The sequence below is a fragment of the Tabrizicola sp. genome (assembly GCF_041919135.1).
Classification (GTDB): domain Bacteria; phylum Pseudomonadota; class Alphaproteobacteria; order Rhodobacterales; family Rhodobacteraceae; genus Tabrizicola.
Window position 1 is genome coordinate 1 of record NZ_JAYRUJ010000025.1, and the last position, 16,742, is coordinate 16,742.

General features: G+C 69.5%; 17 protein-coding genes and 1 pseudogene. 11 read left to right on the forward strand and 7 right to left on the reverse strand.

Going from position 1 to position 16,742, the window contains the following annotated elements:
* Positions 1 to 103, forward strand: a pseudogene (locus tag ACE3UA_RS15560) (IS5/IS1182 family transposase); the annotation flags it as partial.
* 185 nt (positions 104 to 288) lie between these two features.
* Here ACE3UA_RS15560 and ACE3UA_RS15565 read toward each other — a convergent pair.
* Both ACE3UA_RS15565 and ACE3UA_RS15570 read right to left on the reverse strand, forming a co-directional pair.
* Positions 289 to 1,221, reverse strand: coding sequence for a nucleoside hydrolase (locus ACE3UA_RS15565; protein ID WP_374646718.1), 933 nt, complete (start codon positions 1,219 to 1,221; stop codon positions 289 to 291).
* 87 nt (positions 1,222 to 1,308) lie between these two features.
* The gene (locus tag ACE3UA_RS15570; RefSeq protein WP_374646720.1) at positions 1,309 to 2,307 is read right to left on the reverse strand and encodes a Fe(3+) ABC transporter substrate-binding protein; all 999 of its coding nucleotides are present in this window, start codon (positions 2,305 to 2,307) and stop codon (positions 1,309 to 1,311) included.
* Positions 2,308 to 2,545: 238 nt separating this feature from the next.
* Between ACE3UA_RS15570 and ACE3UA_RS15575 the strand changes: the two genes are divergently transcribed.
* Positions 2,546 to 2,860, forward strand: a complete 315-nt coding sequence (locus tag ACE3UA_RS15575; protein ID WP_374646722.1) for a multidrug efflux SMR transporter — start codon at positions 2,546 to 2,548, stop codon at positions 2,858 to 2,860.
* Between the two features lie 26 nt (positions 2,861 to 2,886).
* Here ACE3UA_RS15575 and mazG read toward each other — a convergent pair whose 3' ends face one another.
* Positions 2,887 to 3,690, reverse strand: a complete 804-nt coding sequence (gene mazG / locus ACE3UA_RS15580) for a nucleoside triphosphate pyrophosphohydrolase (protein ID WP_374646724.1) — start codon at positions 3,688 to 3,690, stop codon at positions 2,887 to 2,889.
* 299 nt (positions 3,691 to 3,989) lie between these two features.
* Between mazG and ACE3UA_RS15585 the strand changes: the two genes are divergently transcribed.
* On the forward strand, positions 3,990 to 5,153 hold the full coding sequence (locus ACE3UA_RS15585) for a M20 aminoacylase family protein (RefSeq protein ID WP_374646726.1): 1,164 nt from the start codon (positions 3,990 to 3,992) through the stop codon (positions 5,151 to 5,153).
* On the opposite strand, the gene ACE3UA_RS15590 is transcribed toward ACE3UA_RS15585, so the two are convergent.
* A complete protein-coding gene (locus tag ACE3UA_RS15590) occupies positions 5,138 to 5,518 on the reverse strand; it encodes a hypothetical protein (protein ID WP_374646728.1) in 381 nt (126 codons plus the stop codon). The genes ACE3UA_RS15585 and ACE3UA_RS15590 overlap by 16 nt on opposite strands.
* A gap of 55 nt (positions 5,519 to 5,573) precedes the next feature.
* On the opposite strand from ACE3UA_RS15590, the gene ACE3UA_RS15595 reads away from it, so the two are divergent.
* The 8 genes from ACE3UA_RS15595 (at position 5,574) to iolG (ending at position 13,375) form a co-directional block, all read left to right on the forward strand.
* Positions 5,574 to 5,978, forward strand: a complete 405-nt coding sequence (locus tag ACE3UA_RS15595) for a DUF6636 domain-containing protein (RefSeq protein WP_374646730.1) — start codon at positions 5,574 to 5,576, stop codon at positions 5,976 to 5,978.
* Between the two features lie 240 nt (positions 5,979 to 6,218).
* Positions 6,219 to 7,625, forward strand: a complete 1,407-nt coding sequence (locus ACE3UA_RS15600) for an aminotransferase (protein WP_374646732.1) — start codon at positions 6,219 to 6,221, stop codon at positions 7,623 to 7,625.
* A gap of 142 nt (positions 7,626 to 7,767) precedes the next feature.
* Positions 7,768 to 8,733: an agmatinase gene (gene speB / locus ACE3UA_RS15605; protein ID WP_374646734.1), complete on the forward strand. Its 966-nt coding sequence runs from the start codon at positions 7,768 to 7,770 to the stop codon at positions 8,731 to 8,733.
* Positions 8,733 to 9,161, forward strand: a complete 429-nt coding sequence (locus ACE3UA_RS15610; RefSeq protein ID WP_374646736.1) for a DUF1499 domain-containing protein — start codon at positions 8,733 to 8,735, stop codon at positions 9,159 to 9,161. Before speB ends, ACE3UA_RS15610 begins: the two co-directional genes overlap by 1 nt.
* A gap of 102 nt (positions 9,162 to 9,263) precedes the next feature.
* A complete protein-coding gene (gene prfA / locus ACE3UA_RS15615; protein WP_374646738.1) occupies positions 9,264 to 10,319 on the forward strand; it encodes a peptide chain release factor 1 in 1,056 nt (351 codons plus the stop codon).
* Positions 10,316 to 11,173 carry a peptide chain release factor N(5)-glutamine methyltransferase gene (gene prmC, locus ACE3UA_RS15620; RefSeq protein ID WP_374646740.1) on the forward strand — a complete coding sequence of 286 codons (858 nt, stop codon included), beginning with the start codon at positions 10,316 to 10,318 and terminating at the stop codon, positions 11,171 to 11,173. Before prfA ends, prmC begins: the two co-directional genes overlap by 4 nt.
* A 180-nt stretch (positions 11,174 to 11,353) precedes the next feature.
* Entirely contained in the window at positions 11,354 to 12,100 is a 747-nt protein-coding gene (locus tag ACE3UA_RS15625) for a DUF4167 domain-containing protein (protein ID WP_374646742.1), read from the forward strand.
* Positions 12,101 to 12,373: 273 nt separating this feature from the next.
* A complete protein-coding gene (gene iolG / locus ACE3UA_RS15630; protein WP_374646744.1) occupies positions 12,374 to 13,375 on the forward strand; it encodes an inositol 2-dehydrogenase in 1,002 nt (333 codons plus the stop codon).
* 47 nt (positions 13,376 to 13,422) lie between these two features.
* Here iolG and ACE3UA_RS15635 read toward each other — a convergent pair whose 3' ends face one another.
* The 3 genes from ACE3UA_RS15635 to ACE3UA_RS15645 are packed head-to-tail and all read right to left on the reverse strand — an operon-like array spanning position 13,423 to position 16,666.
* The gene (locus tag ACE3UA_RS15635; protein WP_374646746.1) at positions 13,423 to 15,678 is read right to left on the reverse strand and encodes a xanthine dehydrogenase family protein molybdopterin-binding subunit; all 2,256 of its coding nucleotides are present in this window, start codon (positions 15,676 to 15,678) and stop codon (positions 13,423 to 13,425) included.
* Positions 15,675 to 16,469, reverse strand: coding sequence for a xanthine dehydrogenase family protein subunit M (locus tag ACE3UA_RS15640; protein ID WP_374646748.1), 795 nt, complete (start codon positions 16,467 to 16,469; stop codon positions 15,675 to 15,677). Before ACE3UA_RS15640 ends, ACE3UA_RS15635 begins: the two co-directional genes overlap by 4 nt.
* Complete coding sequence (locus ACE3UA_RS15645) at positions 16,463 to 16,666, reverse strand: (2Fe-2S)-binding protein (RefSeq protein ID WP_374646750.1); 204 nt, start codon at positions 16,664 to 16,666, stop codon at positions 16,463 to 16,465. The genes ACE3UA_RS15640 and ACE3UA_RS15645 overlap by 7 nt, the downstream gene beginning before the upstream one ends.
* Between the last annotated feature and the right edge of the window lie 76 nt (positions 16,667 to 16,742).

A 16,742-nucleotide genomic window follows, 5' to 3' on the forward strand; every position in this document is an offset into this window, starting at 1 on the left:
ACGTCTGAAGGACTGGCGCAGGGTCGCGACCCGCTACGATAGATGCCCAAAAGTCTTCCTCTCCGCCGTCGCACTCGCCGCAACCGTCATGTTCTGGCTATGATCCGAGAACGAGTCCTGACCCTACGTCCATCCTGAAACGCTTCTATTATGTTCAACAGATCAGAAAAGGACGTTGGGACTTGCTCAGATACTGGAGGCAAATCTTACACTCCGACAGTTGCCACTTGGTTTCCTTGTTCATCATCTGTGGGAACCTTGCCGTAGCTGAAAAGAAAGGACAACCCCTCACAGCCTCCCCAACCGCTCCGTCAAGAGCCGGTAGAACCCCTCCCGGTCCACTCCCCCCATGAACAGCGCATTCGGCTCCCTCGAAGTCACCCGCCACCAGTCGGCGACGGTCATGCCGAGGGTCAACTCGCTTGACGTCTCGATCTCCACGTTGATGTGGCGGCCGGTGAAGAGGGCGGGCTCCAGCAGGTAGGCGATCACGCAGGGGTCGTGCAGGGGGGCGCCTTCGCTGCCGTATTTCGCGGTGTCGAAGCGTTCGAAGAAATCGGTCCAGCTGGCGACGGCCCGGCCGACGGGGGTGCCGAGGGCGCGCATCCCCTCGACCCAGGCGCGGGAGGTCAGGGCCTTGTGGGTGACGTCGAGCGGCATCACCACCAGCGGCACGCCGGATTTGAACACGATGTCAGCGGCTTCCGGGTCGACGTAGATGTTGAACTCGGCCGCCGGGGTGATGTTGCCGCCCTCGAAACAGCCGCCGCCCATCAGGACGATCTCGGCGACTTTCGGGACGATGTCGGGGGCGCGCTGGAAGGCGGTGGCGATGTTGGTGAGCGGGCCGAGGGGGCAGAGGGTGATGCTGCCGGAAGGGTGGTCGCGCAGCGTGTCGATCAGGTAGTCGACGGCGTGTTCGGGCTGCAGGGGATGGGTGGGGTCGGGCAGGGGGATGCCATCGAGGCCGGTCTTGCCATGGACATGCTCGGCGGTGACGAGCTTGCGGGTGAGGGGGGCGTCGCAGCCGGCGTAGACCGGGGTGTCGCGGCGGGCAAGCTCGACGATGACCCGCGCGTTCTTCTGGGTGAGGGGGAGCGGCACGTTGCCCGCGACGGCGGTCAGCGCCAGGACCTCCAGCTCGGGCGAGGCCAGGGCGAGGAGGATGGCGACGGCGTCGTCCTGGCCGGGGTCGGTGTCGATGATGATCTTGCGGGGCATGGGCGTCTCCTTCGGGCGGAAGGTGACGCGGGCCGGGGCTATTTGTCCAGAGGGGTGCGCGAGGGGACGCGCACCCCGGGGCCGGGATCAGCCGTCGAAGTTCACCGTCTCCATGATCTTCACCGCGGCCGGGCGGGCGGCGGCGATGTCGGAGAGCGGCGTGCTGTCGGGGGTGAAGTCGCCCCAGCCTTTCACGAGTTCGGAACGCTCGACGCCGGGCTTGACCGGGAATTCGTAGTTCGTCTCGGCGTAGATCTTCTGCGCCTCGTCCGAGGTGAGCCATTCCATGAACTTCAGCGCGTTTTCCTTGTTCGGCGCGGATTTGGTCATCGCGACGCCCGAGATGTTCAGATGCGTGCCGCCGTTCTCGAAGGTCGGGAAGACGATGGTGACGGCCTCGGCCGCGGGGGCCTGTTCGGGGTCGGCGAGCATCTGGCCGATGTAATAGGTGTTGCCGATGGCGATGTCGCATTCGCCGGCCGCGATGGCCTTGACCTGGTCGCGGTCGCCGCCCTCGGGCTTGCGGGCGAGGTTGGCCTTGAGGCCCTCGGCCCATTTCGTCGCTTCTTCCTCGCCATGATGGACGATCACGGCGCCGAGGAGGGCGATGTTGTAGTCCGACAGGCCCGAGCGAGAGCAGATCCGGCCCTTCCACTTGTCCGAGGCCAGGTCCTCGTAGGTGGTGACTTCGCCGGGCTGCACGCGGTCCTTGGCGGCATAGACGATGCGGGCGCGGGAGGTGAGGCCGAACCACAGGTCGTTCGGGTCGCGCAGGGTCTCGGGGATGTTGGCCTCGAGCACGTCGGACTGGACGGGTTGCAGCACGCCGGCCTCGGCGATCTGGAGGAGGCGGGCGATGTCCACGGTCAGCACCAGATCGGCGGGGGAGCGGTCGCCCTCGGCCACCAGGCGCTCGGCCATGCCCTTGTCGACGAAGGCCACGTTGACGGCGATCCCGGTCTCGGCGGTGAAGGCGTCGACGAGGGGCTGGATCAGCTCGGGCTGGCGGTGGGAGTAGACGTTGATCTCTTGCGCGAGGGCCGGGACGGAGCAGGCGAGAAGGGCGAGGGTCGAGAGGCGCAGCATTGGCTGACTCCTTTAGTCGGGTTTCCGCCGGGGGTTAAATCCGACTCTTTTACTCTGGTCAAGGGGAGACTGACGGCGGCGGTTGCCGAAGGGCAACCCGTTGCCGGAAATCGCCCCTTGCGGCTTGATCGCGGCCGCAGGAGCGGACATATGGACCGGGCGAGGCAACGTCCTCCCCCTTGTCGAAGGGCATGAGACCGGGACGGCCCGGCGCCTTTGGAGCGAAAGGGGTGCCGGGATGGCCTGGGTCACGTTGCTGCTTGCCGGAATTTTCGAGATCGTCTGGGCCTATGCGATGAAGGCCTCGGAGGGGTTCACGCGGCCCTGGCCGACGGCGGTCATGGCGGTCACGATGCTGTTGAGCTTCGTGCTTCTGGCCCATGCGATGCGGGTGCTGCCGCTGGGAACGGCCTATGCGATCTGGACCGGGATCGGGGCGCTGGGGTCGTTCATGGTCGGGCTTCTGGTGCTGGGAGAGCCCGCGACGGCGTTGCGGATGGTGGCTGCGGGGCTGATCCTGTCGGGGATCGTGCTGTTGAAGGTGGCGAGTTGAGGGGATGAGTCGGGCTGAAGCCCGACCTACGGCGCTTTTTCCTCGGCCTTGGCGCGGTTCCAGAGCGCGTCCATTTCGTCCAGGTCGCTGTCGGCCGGGGCCTTGCCGGCTTCGGCGAGCCAATCCTCGATCCGGGCGAAGCGGCGGGTGAATTTCGCGTTGGCGGCGCGCAGGGCGGCCTCGGGGTCGACCTTCAGATGGCGGGCGAGGTTGGCCATGACGAAGAGGAGATCGCCGATCTCCCCGGTCAGTTCGGCATGGGAGAGGCTGTCGCGGGCCTCGGTGACCTCGCGCGCTTCCTCGACCAGCTTGTCCAGCACCTGATCGGTGGAGGGCCAGTCGAAACCGACGCGGGCGGCGCGGTTCTGGAGCTTGAGCGCACGGGTCAGGGCGGGAAGCGAGGCCGCGATGCCGTCGAGGGTGCGCATGGCGCCGCGTTCGCGCGCCTTCTGCGCCTCCCAGTCCCTTGTCTGCTGCTCGGCGGTCTTGTCGCGCGAGTCGGCGCCGAAGACATGCGGATGGCGGGCGATCATCTTGTCGCAGATCGCGGCGACGACATCGGGGAAGGCGAAATGCCCGGCCTCGGCGGCCATTTGCGAATGGTAGACGGTCTGGAAGAGGAGATCGCCAAGCTCGCCCTTCAGCTCGTGCCAGGCTTGCCGCTCGATCGCGTCGGCGACCTCATGCGCTTCTTCCAGCGTATAGGGGGCGATGGAGGCGAAGTCCTGCTCGATGTCCCAGGGGCAGCCGGTCCGCGGGTCGCGCAGGGCGGCCATGATCGCGAGCAGGCGGTCGATGCCGGCGGGAGGAAGGTCGGAGGGAAGGGGCATGGGGCCTCGCGTGGTTGCGGGGGCACCCTAGGATGGGCGCGGGGGCAATGGTAGCCCCCGCGCCAGAGATGCGGAGCAAGCGCGATGAGGGTCGCGAAAGTTCCGGTCGGGGCCTCGGGAGGCCCGGAAATGCGGGAGTGAAACCGGGGGGTGATCAGGTATCGCCGCCGTCTTCTCTGGATTGAGCGATGGGCTTGGGGGCAAGAGCTTGCCGTTCGACGCGCAGTCATGTGCATTGCGGTCGGCCCTGTTTTACGATTTGATCAAAGGCCGACCCACATTGCCGCAAGGACCCGACCATGCCCGTTCTGAACCGTATCGCCTCTTACGCCGAGGACATGAAGGGCTGGCGGCGGCATCTGCACATGCATCCCGAACTGGCCTTCGACTGCCGGGAGACGGCGGCCTTCATCGTCGCGCGGCTGCGCGAGATCGGGGTGGACGAGATCCACGAGGGGATCGCGCAGACCGGGATCGTGGCCCTGATCCGGGGGCGGGCCGAGGGGCCGGTGATCGGCCTGCGCGCCGATATGGACGCATTGCCGATCGAGGAACTGACCGGGGCCCCGCATGCCTCGACGGTGAAGGGGCGGATGCATGCCTGCGGCCATGACGGGCATGTGACGATGCTTTTGGGCGCGGCGAAATACCTGGCCGAGACGCGGAATTTCGCAGGGACGGTGGCGCTGCTGTTCCAGCCGGCCGAGGAGGATGGCGGCGGCGGGCAGGTCATGGTGCAGGAGGGCGTGATGGACCGTTTCGGCATCGGCCAGGTCTATGGCATCCACAACGCGCCGAACGTGCCCTTCGGGCATTTCACCACCACTCCCGGCCCGCTGATGGCCAGCGTGGACACGGCCTTCGTCTATATCACCGGCCGGGGCGGGCATGGCGCCACGCCGCATGAGACGGTGGACCCGGTGGTCGCGGTGGTGGGCATGGTGCAGGCGATCCAGACGATCATCCCGCGCAACGTCTATGCGCTGGACGAGGCGGTGATCTCGGTCACGCAGATCCACACCGGGACTGCCAGCAACATCATCCCCGAGGAGGCGATGTTCTGCGCCACGATCCGCTGCTTCAAGCCGGACGTGCGGGCGCTGTTGAAGAAACGCTTCTACGAGATCGTCGAGGGCCATGCGGCGGCCTATGGCGTCAGCGCCCGGATCGACTATGACTGGGGCTATCCGGCGACGATCAACCACGAGGACGAGACCGATTTCGCCGCCGGGGTCGCGCGCGAGGTGGTGGGGCCGGAGGCCGTGGACGCCCGGGCCAACCGCGAGATGGGGTCGGAGGATTTCTCCTACATGCTGGAGGCGCGGCCGGGGGCCTATCTGTTCCTGGGCACCGGGCCGGGGGCGGGGCTGCACCACGCGGCCTATGACTTCAACGACGAGGTGTCGCCGGTCGGGGCAAGCTTCTTCGCGCGGCTGGTCGAGAAGGCTCAGCCCCTGGGCTGACGGACCAGCGGGATCAGCCCGAAGCCGACCTGCCCCGCAAGGCCTAGCATGCCGGGCGGGGTGGCCATGGCGGCGAGGAACTGGCCGGGGGTCTGGCCGAAGACGAGCGCGGTGGCGAGTTCCAGGAGCATCAGGAGCGTGAAGGCGATGAGGCCGAGGCCCGCGCGGCGGGTGTCGGGCCAGCGGGCCAGGACCCGGCCCGCGACGGCCCAGGATAGGGCGAGGACCAGCGGAAGTTCCAGCGCGACGGCCGGAAGCGGGCCGAGTTGCGGGGCGACGAGGCTCACGCGCAGCGCCCCGAGGACGAAAGCCACGGCAAAGACCGGCAGGACATAGGCAAGGGCGGCCTTGACGGTCGGGGGCATCTTGCGCCTCTCTGGAGTGGCTTGGGTTCCGTCCTTGCCATGAAAGGTGCCGCCCGTGAAAGTCCTTGCCCTGCTTCCCCTGCTTCTGGTCGGCCCGGCGCTGGCCGACGATTACATCGGTTTCCAGTCCCCCACCGGCAACATCCATTGCGCGATCTACCGTTTCGACGGCAGGACCGAGGCGCAGTGCGATTTGCGCTCCTATGTGCCGAGCTATACGAAGCGCCCGGCGGGGTGCGAGCAGGACTGGGGGATGGCTTTCGGCGTCGGCGCTGCCGGCAAGGGGGAACTCCTTTGCGTCGGCGACACGGTGCAGGACCCCGGCAATCCGGTGCTGCCCTATGGCGAGGCGGTGTCGCTGGGCGGGATCTCCTGCGTCTCGGCGAAGACGGGGATGACCTGCACCAACCGCGAGGGGCACGGGTTCAGCGTGGCGAAGGCGAAGCAGCGGATCTTCTAGACCGGCGCGGGCGCCTCGGCCCGCATGGTTCCTGAGCCGATGGCGAAACCGACGGCATATCCCGCGAGGATGCTTGCGCCGGGGGCGATTCGGGCCGCCGAATGGGGCGGTTCAACCTTTGGACGCCCGGTCGGCTCCGACCCCAACCTTTGGAACGACGCGGCGCTGGCCCGGATTTGATCAAACTGCTAGGCTGGTGTTGTTCCTCAACTGCATCATTGCCTGAAAAGGAGATCCGACATGACCGCCCCGATGGCCCTGGCACGGCCCGGCCCGCATGATCTTTGGGAGATGGACCGCCGGCATCTTCTGCATCCCTGGACGAATTTCGGCCCCTTCGAGCGGGAGGGGTCGCTGGTCATCAGCCGGGGCGAGGGCTGTTATCTCTGGGATGCCGAGGGGCGGCGCTATTTCGATGCCGTGGGGGGCATGTGGTGCACGAACGTGGGCCTCGGCCGGCGCGAGATGGCGGTGGCCATGGCCGAGCAGGCCGAACGGCTGGCATTCTCGAACACCTTCGTCGACGTGACGAATGACCCCTCGGCCCGGCTGGCGGCACGGCTGGCGGAGCTGGCGCCGGGCGACCTGAACCGGGTGCATTTCACCACAGGCGGCTCGACCGCGGTGGATACGGCGGTGCGGATGGTCTGGTACTGGCAGACCTGCATGGGCCGGCCGGAGAAGACCGGCATCGTGGCGCGGGACCACAGCTATCACGGTTCGACCTACCTGTCGCAGTCGGTGGGCAAGCGGCCGGGCGACCGGGTGGCCGAGTTCCGCTACAAGGAAACCGGAATCCACCACCTGAGCGCGCCGAACCCCTATCGGCGGCCCGAGGGGATGAGCGAGGCGCAGTTCTGCGACGCGCTGGTGGCCGAGTTCGAGGCGCTGATCCTGCGGGTCGGGGCCGACCGGATCGGCGGCTTCATCGCCGAGCCGATTCAGGCGAGCGGCGGGGTGATCGTGCCGCCCCAGGGCTATCTGCGCCGGATGTGGGAGGTCTGCCGGCGCCACGACATCCTGTTCATCGCCGACGAGGTGGTAACGGCCTTCGGGCGGCTGGGGCACTGGTTTGCCTCGGAGGCCGAGTTCGGCGTGGTGCCGGACATGATCACCTGCGCCAAGGGGCTGACCTCGGGCTATGTGCCGCTGGGGGCGGTGATCTTCAGCGACCGGATCTGGCAGGCGATGGCGGCGAATGGCGAGCGGTGGTTCACCAGCGGTTTCACTTATTCGGGGCATCCGGTGTCCTGTGCGGTGGGGCTGAAGAACCTTGAGATCATCGAGCGCGAGGGCTTGCTGGAAAACGCGGCGCGGGTCGGGGATTATTTCCTGGAGCGGCTGCAGGCGCTGGAGGCGCTGCCGCTGGTCGGGCAGGTGCGCGGGCGGCGGCTGATGGTCTGCGTCGAGAACGTGGCCGACAAGGCGACCAAGGCGCCCTTGCCGGACGGGGTGAACGAATCCAAGCGCATCTCGGACGCGGCCGAGGCGATGGGGATGATGGTGCGGCCGCTGGGCCATCTGAACGTGATGTCCCCGGCGCTGACCATCACCGAGGCCGAGGTGGATTTCGTCGCCGAGACGCTGGAGCGCGCGATCCGGCAGGTGACCGACGAGCTGGTGCGCGAGGGACACCGCATCGGGTGAGGCGCCGGAGTGGCGAAAGTTCCGGCGCGATTTCTTCAAGGAAATCGCCCCCGGCTTGACAAGCGGGCGGGGCAGGGGTTTCCTGCCCGCCCGGATCCGCGCGTCTCCGATGAACGACTGCGCCGACAGAGCCGAGATTTCCATGGCACTAGAAGACGCGAAGACGCAGGTCGATACTGCGTTCACCCGGAGCGACCGCCGGGGCCTTTCCTATGAGAATGCCTTCGGCGGCGCGACGAGCTTCCTGCGGCGGAGCTATACCAAGGACCTGACCGGGGTCGATCTGGCGATCACCGGCGTGCCCTTCGACCAGGCGGTGACGCATCGCGCGGGCACCCGCTTTGGCCCGCGGGCGATCCGCGAGGCCTCGACGCTGCAACCCTATGACCCGCCCTATGGCTGGCCGACCAATCCGCTGGAGGAGATGACGGTCATCGACTACGGCGACCTGGCCTTCGATTACGCGAAGGTCGCGGATTTCCCCGAGACGCTGACGGCCCATATCCGCACGATCCTGGCCGCCGGGGCGGGGACGGTGGTGCTGGGGGGCGACCATTACATCACCTATCCGATCCTGAAGGCCTATGCCGAAAAGTTCGGGCCGCTGGGCGTGATCCATTTCGACGCGCATTCCGACCTCTGGCCGGATGACGACCTGACGCGGATCGACCATGGCACCATGCTGTACAAGGCGGTGAAGACTGGCCTCGTGGACCCGAAACGCTCGGTCCAGATCGGCATCCGCACCACGACCGAGGATTATCTGGGCGTCCATGTCATCGACGCGCGCGAGGTGCATGAGAAGGGCGTGGCGGCGGCGGTGGCGAAGGCGAAGGATATCGTCGGCGACGGGGCGACCTATGTGACCTTCGACATCGACTGCCTCGACCCCTCGGCCGCGCCGGGGACGGGGACGCCGGTCTGGGGCGGGTTGCATTCCTGGCAGGCGGCGGCCTGTCTGCGCGATCTTGCCGGGATCAACATGGTCGGCGGCGATGTGGTCGAGGTCTCGCCGCCCTATGACACCACCGGGGCCACGGCGATCGCCGGGGCGCATGTCGCCTATGAGCTGATCTGCCTCTATCACTGGGCGCGGACGCAGCGGTGATGCGCTGGCGGCTGGCGGCCGGGCTGGTTCTGGCTGCCGTCGCGGGGGTCGGCGCCTATGTGCGCCTTGCGCCCTCGGACCCCGCGCGCTGGCATGTGGCGCCGGAGGCCGCAGGCCCCTGGGGCGAGGTCACGGCGGGCGAGGGCTGGGCGAGCCTGCGCCTGCCGCCCGGACGGGGCGAGCCCCGCGCGCTGCTGGCACGGCTTGATGCCGTGGCTCTGGCCACCCCGCGCACCCTCCGGCTGGCAGGGTCCGTCGCCGAAGGGCGGATCACCTGGGTCACCCGCTCGGCGCTCTGGGGTTTTCCGGACTATACCACCGCCGAGGCGCGGGCGGACGGGCTTTACCTGCGGGCGCGACTGCGCTTCGGGCGGGGCGACATGGGGGTGAATGCGGCGCGGCTGAAGGATTGGCTTTCCCGGCTCTAGCCTTTCATGCGGGCGAGAATGTCCTGCGGGGGTCCGGGGGTGAGGCCTCTGGGGCCCGCCGCCCCTTGACCGGCCGGGCCATTCGCGCCAAACCCGCACCCCATGGTTCCCTTGGACAAACTCGCCCAGATCGCCGAACGCTTCGAGTATCTCGAGGCGCAGCTGAACGCCGGCGCCGCGCCCGGAGAAATCGCGCGGATCAGCCGCGAATATACCGATCTCAAGCCGGTGGTGGAGGAAATCCACGCCTATCGCCAGTCGCTGGACGATCTGGCCGAGGCCGAGGCGATGCTCTCCGACCCCGAGATGAAGGCGCTGGCCGAGGAGGAACTGCCCCGGCTCAAGGCCCGCATCCCGGAGATGGAGCAGGCGCTGCGGCTGGCGCTGCTGCCCAAGGACGCGGCGGATGCGCGGCCGGCGATCATCGAGATCAGGCCGGGGACGGGGGGCGACGAGGCGGCGCTGTTCGCGGGCGACCTGGCGCGGATGTACCAGCGGCACGCGGAAAGGATGGGCTGGCGCTGGGAGGTGCTGGAGGAGCAGGCCTCGGACCTGGGCGGGCTGAAGGAACTGGTGGCGCTGATCTCGGGCGAGGGGGTCTTTGCCCGGCTGAAATATGAATCGGGCGTGCATAGGGTGCAGCGGGTGCCCGAGACCGAGGCGCAGGGGCGCATCCATACCTCGGCCGCGACGGTGGCGGTGCTGCCCGAGGCGGAGGAGGTCGATATCGACATCCCCGCCAGCGACATCCGGATCGACACGATGCGCTCCAGCGGTGCGGGCGGGCAGCATGTGAACACCACCGACTCGGCGGTCCGGATCACGCACCTGCCCAGCGGCATCGTGGTCACGTCGTCGGAGAAGTCGCAGCACCGCAACCGCGAGATCGCGATGCAGGTGCTGCGCTCGCGGCTGTACGAGGCGGAGCGGGAACGGCTGCATTCCGAACGCGCGGCGGACCGGAAATCGCAGGTGGGGTCGGGGGATCGCAGCGAGCGGATCCGCACCTACAACTTCCCGCAAGGAAGGATGACCGACCACCGGATCAACCTGACGCTTTACGCCCTGCCGCAGATCATGGCGGGCGACCTGACCGAGGTGATCGACGCGCTGGTCGCGCATGACCAGGCCGGCCGGCTGGCGGAGATGGAGGGGTGACGGCCGCCGAGGCGCTGCGTCTGGCCGTGCCCCGGCTGCACTCGGCCGGGGTCGAGGGCGCGGCGCGGGATGCGCGGGTGCTTCTGGCCCATGCGCTGGGAATCGCGCCGGACCGGCTGACCCTGCACCTTCCCGACGAGATGACGGAGCCGCAGGCGGTGATCTACGAGGCGGCGCTGGCCGCGCGGGAGGCGCGCCGGCCGGTGGCGCAGATCACCGGCAAGCGGCTGTTCTGGGGCCTGCCGTTCCGCGTCACCCGCGACACGCTCGACCCGCGCCCCGAGACCGAGGCGCTGGTCGCCGAGGCCCTGGCGCGGCCGTTCCTGAAGGTGCTGGACCTGGGGACGGGAACCGGCTGCATCCTTCTGTCCTGCCTCAAGGGCATGCCGATGGCGCGCGGGGTCGGCGTGGATCTCTCGCCCGCCGCGCTGACGGTGGCGGCGGGCAATGCGCGGGACCTGGGGCTGGAGGACCGGGCGAGGTTCCTGGAATCGGACTGGTTCGCGAAGGTCGGGGGGGCCTTCGACCTGATCGTCTCGAACCCGCCCTATATCGCGGCGGCGGAGATGCCCGGCCTTGCGCCCGAGGTCCGCGACTGGGAGCCGCATCTGGCGCTGACGCCCGGCGGCGACGGGCTGGACGCCTATCGTGCCATCGCGCGGGGGGCGGGGGCGCGGCTGATGCCGGGGGGGCGGATCCTGGTCGAGACCGGGCCGACGCAGGGGCCGGCGGTGGCCGGGTTGTTCCGGCAGGCGGGGCTTGGGGAGGTGCGCATCCTGCCGGACATGGACGGGCGCGACCGGGTGGTGGCGGCGGTGAAACCGGGTGCGGCCGACCGTTGCGGCTGTGCCTGATTGCCGCCGATTCACGCGGAAAGCCGCAGAAATTTCTTGTCACATCCGAAAGCCTGTGATTAGTGACCCCTGTCGGACGCGGGTTTTCACCTGCCCCGGTGCACTGCCCAAACCCTGCTGACCCGGATTTGCTGCCCATGAGGGGCGGCGGTCGCAGGCCAAAGCCATCATAAGGACAAGATGCGCTCTTCCAAGAAACGCTCGCGTTCCAACCAGAACCGCCCGCGCACCCTCGGCAATATCGTCAACCGTGTCTTCGATTCCTCGGGTCCCGAGGGCAAGGTGCGCGGCACGCCGCAGCAGATCATCGAGAAGTACCAGATGCTTGCGCGCGATGCGCAGCTGTCGAACGACCGCGTGGCGGCCGAGAACTTCCTGCAGCACGCCGAGCATTACACGCGGATGCTGGCCGAGGCGATGAAGGAGATGGCGGCCGAGCAGGAGGCGCGCCAGCAGCAGTACCAGCAGAACGGCGGGCAGAATGGCCAGCCGCGCGGCGATGGCCAGGACCGGCCCGAGCGTCAGGACCGGCCCGAGCGCGGCGACCGGCCCGAGCGGCAGGAGCGCGGCGAGCGGCAGGACCGCGGCGAGCGGCGGCAGGACCGGGGGGGCGAGCGGCGCGATTACCAGCGCGATTTCCGCGAGGAGCGCGAGACCGAGCAGCCGACCGCGGTGGATGTGATCGAGGTCGACTCGACCGAGGAGAGCGGTCTGGTCGAGACGCCGGAATCCTCGCCCCGGCCCCGGATCGAGACTCCGGCGGCGCCGGTCGAGGCGGCGGAACCGCCCGCGGCCGAGGCGCCCGCTGCCGAAGCGCCCGAGGCCGGGAAGGATGAGCGCCCGGCGCGCCGCCCGCGCGGGCCGCGCAAGCCGAAGGGCGATCCGAAGCCCGACGGCGGGACGCCGCCCAAGGAAGCGGCGGAGTGAACAAGAAGGCCGCCCCCGGGGCGGCCTTTTGCGTCGGAGGCTGGAGAAAGCCGGCCCGCCGCCATCACCGTCCGCGCATTGCGCCAGGGGAGGAAGCCGAGGCCCGTCAGGCCGGCGCCGAGGCCCATGCTGCCGCCCTCGAGCCTGTCGCAGGACCCTCGCATGTTGCGGGGCTGGCGAGTTACAATTGCCCGACGCATCCGGCGTGATGACCGGGGCGCTGATGGATTTCGATCAGGATGTCGCCGGGGCCTGCCCGGAGTAAGGAGAATGATGACGATCAGGTTCGGGCTTCTGGGTGCGGGGCGCATCGGTAAGGTTCATGCGAAGGCGGTGACCGGCAACCCGGCCGCCAGGCTGGTGGCGGTTTCGGATGCGATGCCCGCGGCGGCGCAGGCGATTGCCGACCAGTATGGCTGCGAGATGCGCAGCATCGACGCGATTGCAGCGGCGGCGGATATCGACGCGGTGGTGATCTGCACGCCGACCGACACCCATGCCGATCTGATCGAGCAGTTCGTGGAAGCCGGCAAGGCGGTGTTCTGCGAAAAGCCCATCGACCTGTCGCTCGTCCGGGTGAAGCAGTGCCTGGAGGTGGTACGGGCGCGCAAGGGGACGCTGATGGTCGGCTTCAACCGCCGGTTCGACCCGCATTTCCGCGCGGTCCGGGCCGAGATCGACAAGGGCACCATCGGCCCGGTCGAGATGGTGACGATCACCAGCCGCGACCCCGGCGCGCCGCCGGTGGATTACATTGCGCGCTCGGGCGGGATCTTCCGCGACATGACGATCCATGACCTCGACATGGCGCGGTTCCTCTTGGGCGAGGAGATCGCCGAGGTCTCGGCCATGGCCTCGGTGCTGATCGATCCGGCGATCGGCAAGGCGGGGGACAGCGACTCGGTGCAGGTCATGCTGCGGACGGGGTCGGGCAAGCTGGCGGTGATCTCGAACTCGCGCCGGGCGAGCTATGGCTATGACCAGCGGATCGAGGTGCATGGCGCGAAGGGCGCGGTCGCGGCCGAGAACCAGCGGCCGGTCAGCATCGAGGTCGCGACGGGGGCGGGCTATACCCGGCCGCCGCTGCATGATTTCTTCATGACGCGCTATACCGAGGCCTATGCCGCCGAGATCGCCGCCTTCATCGAGGCGATGGCGGGCAAGGCCGAGGCCAGCCCCTCGGGCGAGGACGGGCTGCTGGCGCTGGCGCTGGCGGAGGCGGCGCTGAAATCGGTCGCCGAGGGCCGGGTGGTGCGGATGAGCGAGATCCTCTGACGCCGGCAGGGTGGGTGACTCACCCACCCCAGGCCCGCGCGGCAGGGTCAGGCGGGATGCAGCGCGTCCAGGATGCGGGTGGGGAGGAGCGGCAGGTCGGCCAATTCGGTGCCGAGGGCGGCGTTCACGGCGTTGACCACGGCGGCGGCGACCGGGATGGTCGCGATCTCGCCCACCGCCTTGGCGCCGAACGGGCCGCTCGGCTCGCCCGCCTCGACCAGGCGGACGGTGATCGGGGGCATCTCCAGGCTGTTGGCCATGATGTAGCGCGCGAAGCTGTGTCCGCCCATGCGGCCGGTCAGGGGATCGTTCGCCACGTCCTCGAACAGGGCGTAGCCGATGCCGATCTGGACGCCGCCGTGGATCTGGCCCTCGACCAGCATCGGGTTGATGGCGCGGCCGATGTCATGCGCGGCCAGATAGTCGGTGACGCGGACAAGGCCGGTCAGGCTGTCCACCTCGACCTCGGCGAAATGCGCGGCATGCGAGCTGGGGTTGGCGGTGGCGGCATGGGTCACGGTGGCGGCGGGCAGGTCCAGCCCGGCATGGGCCAGGTCGGCGGCGAGGCTGGCGAGGCTGGCGCTTTCGCCGCTGCGGAGATTCGCGACGCCGCCGTCCCGCAGCACGAGGTCCTCGGGCGCGACATTGGCCAGCCGTCCCGCCGCGCCGCGGATCCGGTCGGCGAGGGCCAGCGCGGTGAGCCGCGTCGCCTCGCCCTGGACATAGGTCATCCGGCTGGCGCGGGTGCCGAGGTCGTAGCCGCAGAGATCGGTATCCGCCTCGGTGATGCAGAGGGCGGCGGGGGAGAGGCCCAGCACCTCGGCGGCGATCTGCGCCAGCGTGGTGTTCGAGCCGCAGCCGAGGTCGTGCAGCGCCGAGACCATGGTGATCCGGCCGTCGCGGCCCAGCGTCATGGTCATCGTCGTCTGCTCGTCCGAGCCGGGGAAGCAGCCGTTGACATGTGCCGCCGCCGCCATGCCCACCCCCCGGCGCAGGCGGCCGCTGTCGCGCGGGCGGGCGCTGCGTTCGGCCCAGCGGAAGGCGGCGGCACCTTCGCGCAGGCAGTCGGCCAGCCGGGCATTGCCGACGCAGAGCCCGGTATAGGGCTCGGTCGCGTTGGGGGCCACGGCGTTCAGGAGCCGCAGGGCAACCGGATCCAGCCCGGCGCGGCGGGCGGCGATGTCGAGGTGGATCTCGCCGGCCGCGTTGATCTGCGGCGAGCCGTAGCCGCGGAAGGCCCCGGTCGGCGGGGTGTTGGTATAGACCGCGCGGCCCGTATAGGTCTCGGCCGGGATGGCATAAAGCCGGACATGGCGTTGCAGCATCGAGCCGGGCAGGTAATTGCCGCCGGTGACATAGGCGCCGACGTCGGTCAGGGTCTCGGTGTCCCGCGCCAGGATCCGGCCCTCGGCCGACAGCGCGCTGCGGATGCGGGTGGTGGTGGCGCTGCGCATCCGCGTGCTGGTGAAGGTCTGGCGCCGGTCGCAGGCCAGCCGGACCGGCCGATCCAGCCGCCGCGCCAGTTCGGCCGCGATCGGTTCCAGCACCGGCTCGGCCTTGCCGCCGAAAGAGCCGCCGATCGGCGTCTTGATCACATGCACATCCGCCGCCGCCAGGCCAAGCGCGCGGGCGACGACCACCTGCACGGCATGGACGCTCTGGCACGGGGCCATGACGCAGATGCGGACGCCGGGTTCGGGCAGGGCGACGGCGACATGGGTCTCGATGGCGCAGTGGTGGGTCTTGGGGGTGCGGACCCTGGTTTCGGTGACATGGGCGGCAGCGGCGAAACCGGCGGCGACATCGCCAAGCCGGAAGTCGCGCTCGGCCACCGGGTTCAGGAAGGTGGGCGCGCCAGAGGCATCGAACAGGGGGCCGCGCATGCGGTCGGCGGCTTCGGGGGTCAGGAAGGGCTCCATCGGGTCGTAGGATACCTGCAGGAGGTCCAGCGCCGCCTCGGCCTGGGGCAGGGTTTCGGCCACGACCACGGCCACCCGATCGCCGATGTGGCGGACGGTGGCGGGGAACATCTGCTCGTCGGCGTCCGCCTCCTGCCCCTCGAACCAGATCGAGCTGTTGTAGCGGTGGGCGGGCATGTTGCCGTGCCAGAAGACGCCAAGGACGCCGGGCGCGGCCAGCGCCGCGGTCGCGTCCAGCGACAGGATGCGGGCGTGGGGATGCGGGCTGGTCAGGAGGAGCGCATGGGCCAACCCCTCGATCCGCAGATCGGCGGCATAGCGCAGCCGGCCCGTGGCCTTGGCAAGGCCGTCCAGCATCGGCTCGCGGGTTCCGATCATCGTCATGGCGCGGCCCCGGCGAGTTGGGCGAGAAGGTCGGCGGCAAGGCCCCGCGCGGCAAGCGCCTTGTAGCGCGTCGAGGCGCGGCCGGGATTGGCGGCGGCGAGTTCACCGGACAGCGCCTCGGCAAAGCCGGGATCGCCCGCGTTCAGCAGCGCCTCGGCCCCGGTCAGGCGGCGCGGCACCGGGCCGACGGCCCCGGCGTAAAGCCGCAGCGCGCCCGCCGGGCCGGCGGCCGCCAGCGTCAGCCGCGAGATCGCGGGTTCCCGGCGCTGGCCGAGCTTCACGAAGCCGCCCTGCTCGCTGACCGGCAGATCGAAGCCCAGGATGATCTCGCCGGGGTCCAGTGTCCGCGAGAGGAGGCGTTCCAGCGGCAGTGCGCATTCGCCGCCGCCCCGCCAGAGCCGGACCTGGGCATCGGCGGCCAGCAGGGCGGGCGTCAGGTCGGCGGCGGGAGAGTTGTTGGCGACATTGCCGCCGATGGTGGCGCGGTTGCGGATCTGGGCCGAGCCGAAGACCCGCGCCGCCCGGGTCAGGACCGGGGCGAGCCGGGCAATCCGTTCGTCCGAGGCGAGGCGGGCCACGGTGACGCCCGCGCCGAGGATCAGCCGATCCCCGGCGGTCTCGATCCGGTCCAGCCCGGCGAGGCGCGAGAGGTCGAGGATCACGCCCTCGTCCGGAAGGCTGGCGGGGGCGATCAGCCGGTCGGTGCCGCCCGCGATCAGCCAGGAGGGGCGGTCCGGCGTCAGCATGGCGGCAAGTTCGGCGAGAGAGCGCGGGGCGAGAAAGCTCAGCATGGCGCGGCACGCCGGCTGGCCGCGGTCGCGGCGATGGCGCGGATGATGGCGACATATCCGGTGCAGCGGCAGATGTTTCCGGCGATCGCCTGGCGGATCTCGGCCTCGGACGGATCGGGGTTGCGGCGCAACAATCCCTCGGCGGCCATGACCATGCCAGGGGTGCAATAGCCGCATTGCACCGCGCCCTCGCGCACGAAGGCGGCCTGGAGGTCGGAGGCCCGTCCCCTGCCAGCCCCTCGGCGGTCTCCACCTCGCGGCCCTCGGCCTGCG

Bases quoted from the DNA above. Each gene is read 5' to 3' on its own strand.
- ACE3UA_RS15565 (WP_374646718.1), bottom strand. From the start codon at position 1,221: ATGCCCCGCAAGATCATCATCGACACCGACCCCGGCCAGGACGACGCC.
- ACE3UA_RS15570 (WP_374646720.1), bottom strand. From the start codon at position 2,307: ATGCTGCGCCTCTCGACCCTCGCCCTTCTCGCCTGCTCCGTCCCGGCC.
- ACE3UA_RS15575 (WP_374646722.1), top strand. From the start codon at position 2,546: ATGGCCTGGGTCACGTTGCTGCTTGCCGGAATTTTCGAGATCGTCTGG.
- mazG (WP_374646724.1), bottom strand. From the start codon at position 3,690: ATGCCCCTTCCCTCCGACCTTCCTCCCGCCGGCATCGACCGCCTGCTC.
- ACE3UA_RS15585 (WP_374646726.1), top strand. From the start codon at position 3,990: ATGCCCGTTCTGAACCGTATCGCCTCTTACGCCGAGGACATGAAGGGC.
- ACE3UA_RS15590 (WP_374646728.1), bottom strand. From the start codon at position 5,518: ATGCCCCCGACCGTCAAGGCCGCCCTTGCCTATGTCCTGCCGGTCTTT.
- ACE3UA_RS15600 (WP_374646732.1), top strand. From the start codon at position 6,219: ATGACCGCCCCGATGGCCCTGGCACGGCCCGGCCCGCATGATCTTTGG.
- speB (WP_374646734.1), top strand. From the start codon at position 7,768: ATGGCACTAGAAGACGCGAAGACGCAGGTCGATACTGCGTTCACCCGG.
- ACE3UA_RS15610 (WP_374646736.1), top strand. From the start codon at position 8,733: ATGCGCTGGCGGCTGGCGGCCGGGCTGGTTCTGGCTGCCGTCGCGGGG.
- prfA (WP_374646738.1), top strand. From the start codon at position 9,264: ATGGTTCCCTTGGACAAACTCGCCCAGATCGCCGAACGCTTCGAGTAT.
- ACE3UA_RS15625 (WP_374646742.1), top strand. From the start codon at position 11,354: ATGCGCTCTTCCAAGAAACGCTCGCGTTCCAACCAGAACCGCCCGCGC.
- iolG (WP_374646744.1), top strand. From the start codon at position 12,374: ATGACGATCAGGTTCGGGCTTCTGGGTGCGGGGCGCATCGGTAAGGTT.
- ACE3UA_RS15635 (WP_374646746.1), bottom strand. From the start codon at position 15,678: ATGACGATGATCGGAACCCGCGAGCCGATGCTGGACGGCCTTGCCAAG.
- ACE3UA_RS15640 (WP_374646748.1), bottom strand. From the start codon at position 16,469: ATGCTGAGCTTTCTCGCCCCGCGCTCTCTCGCCGAACTTGCCGCCATG.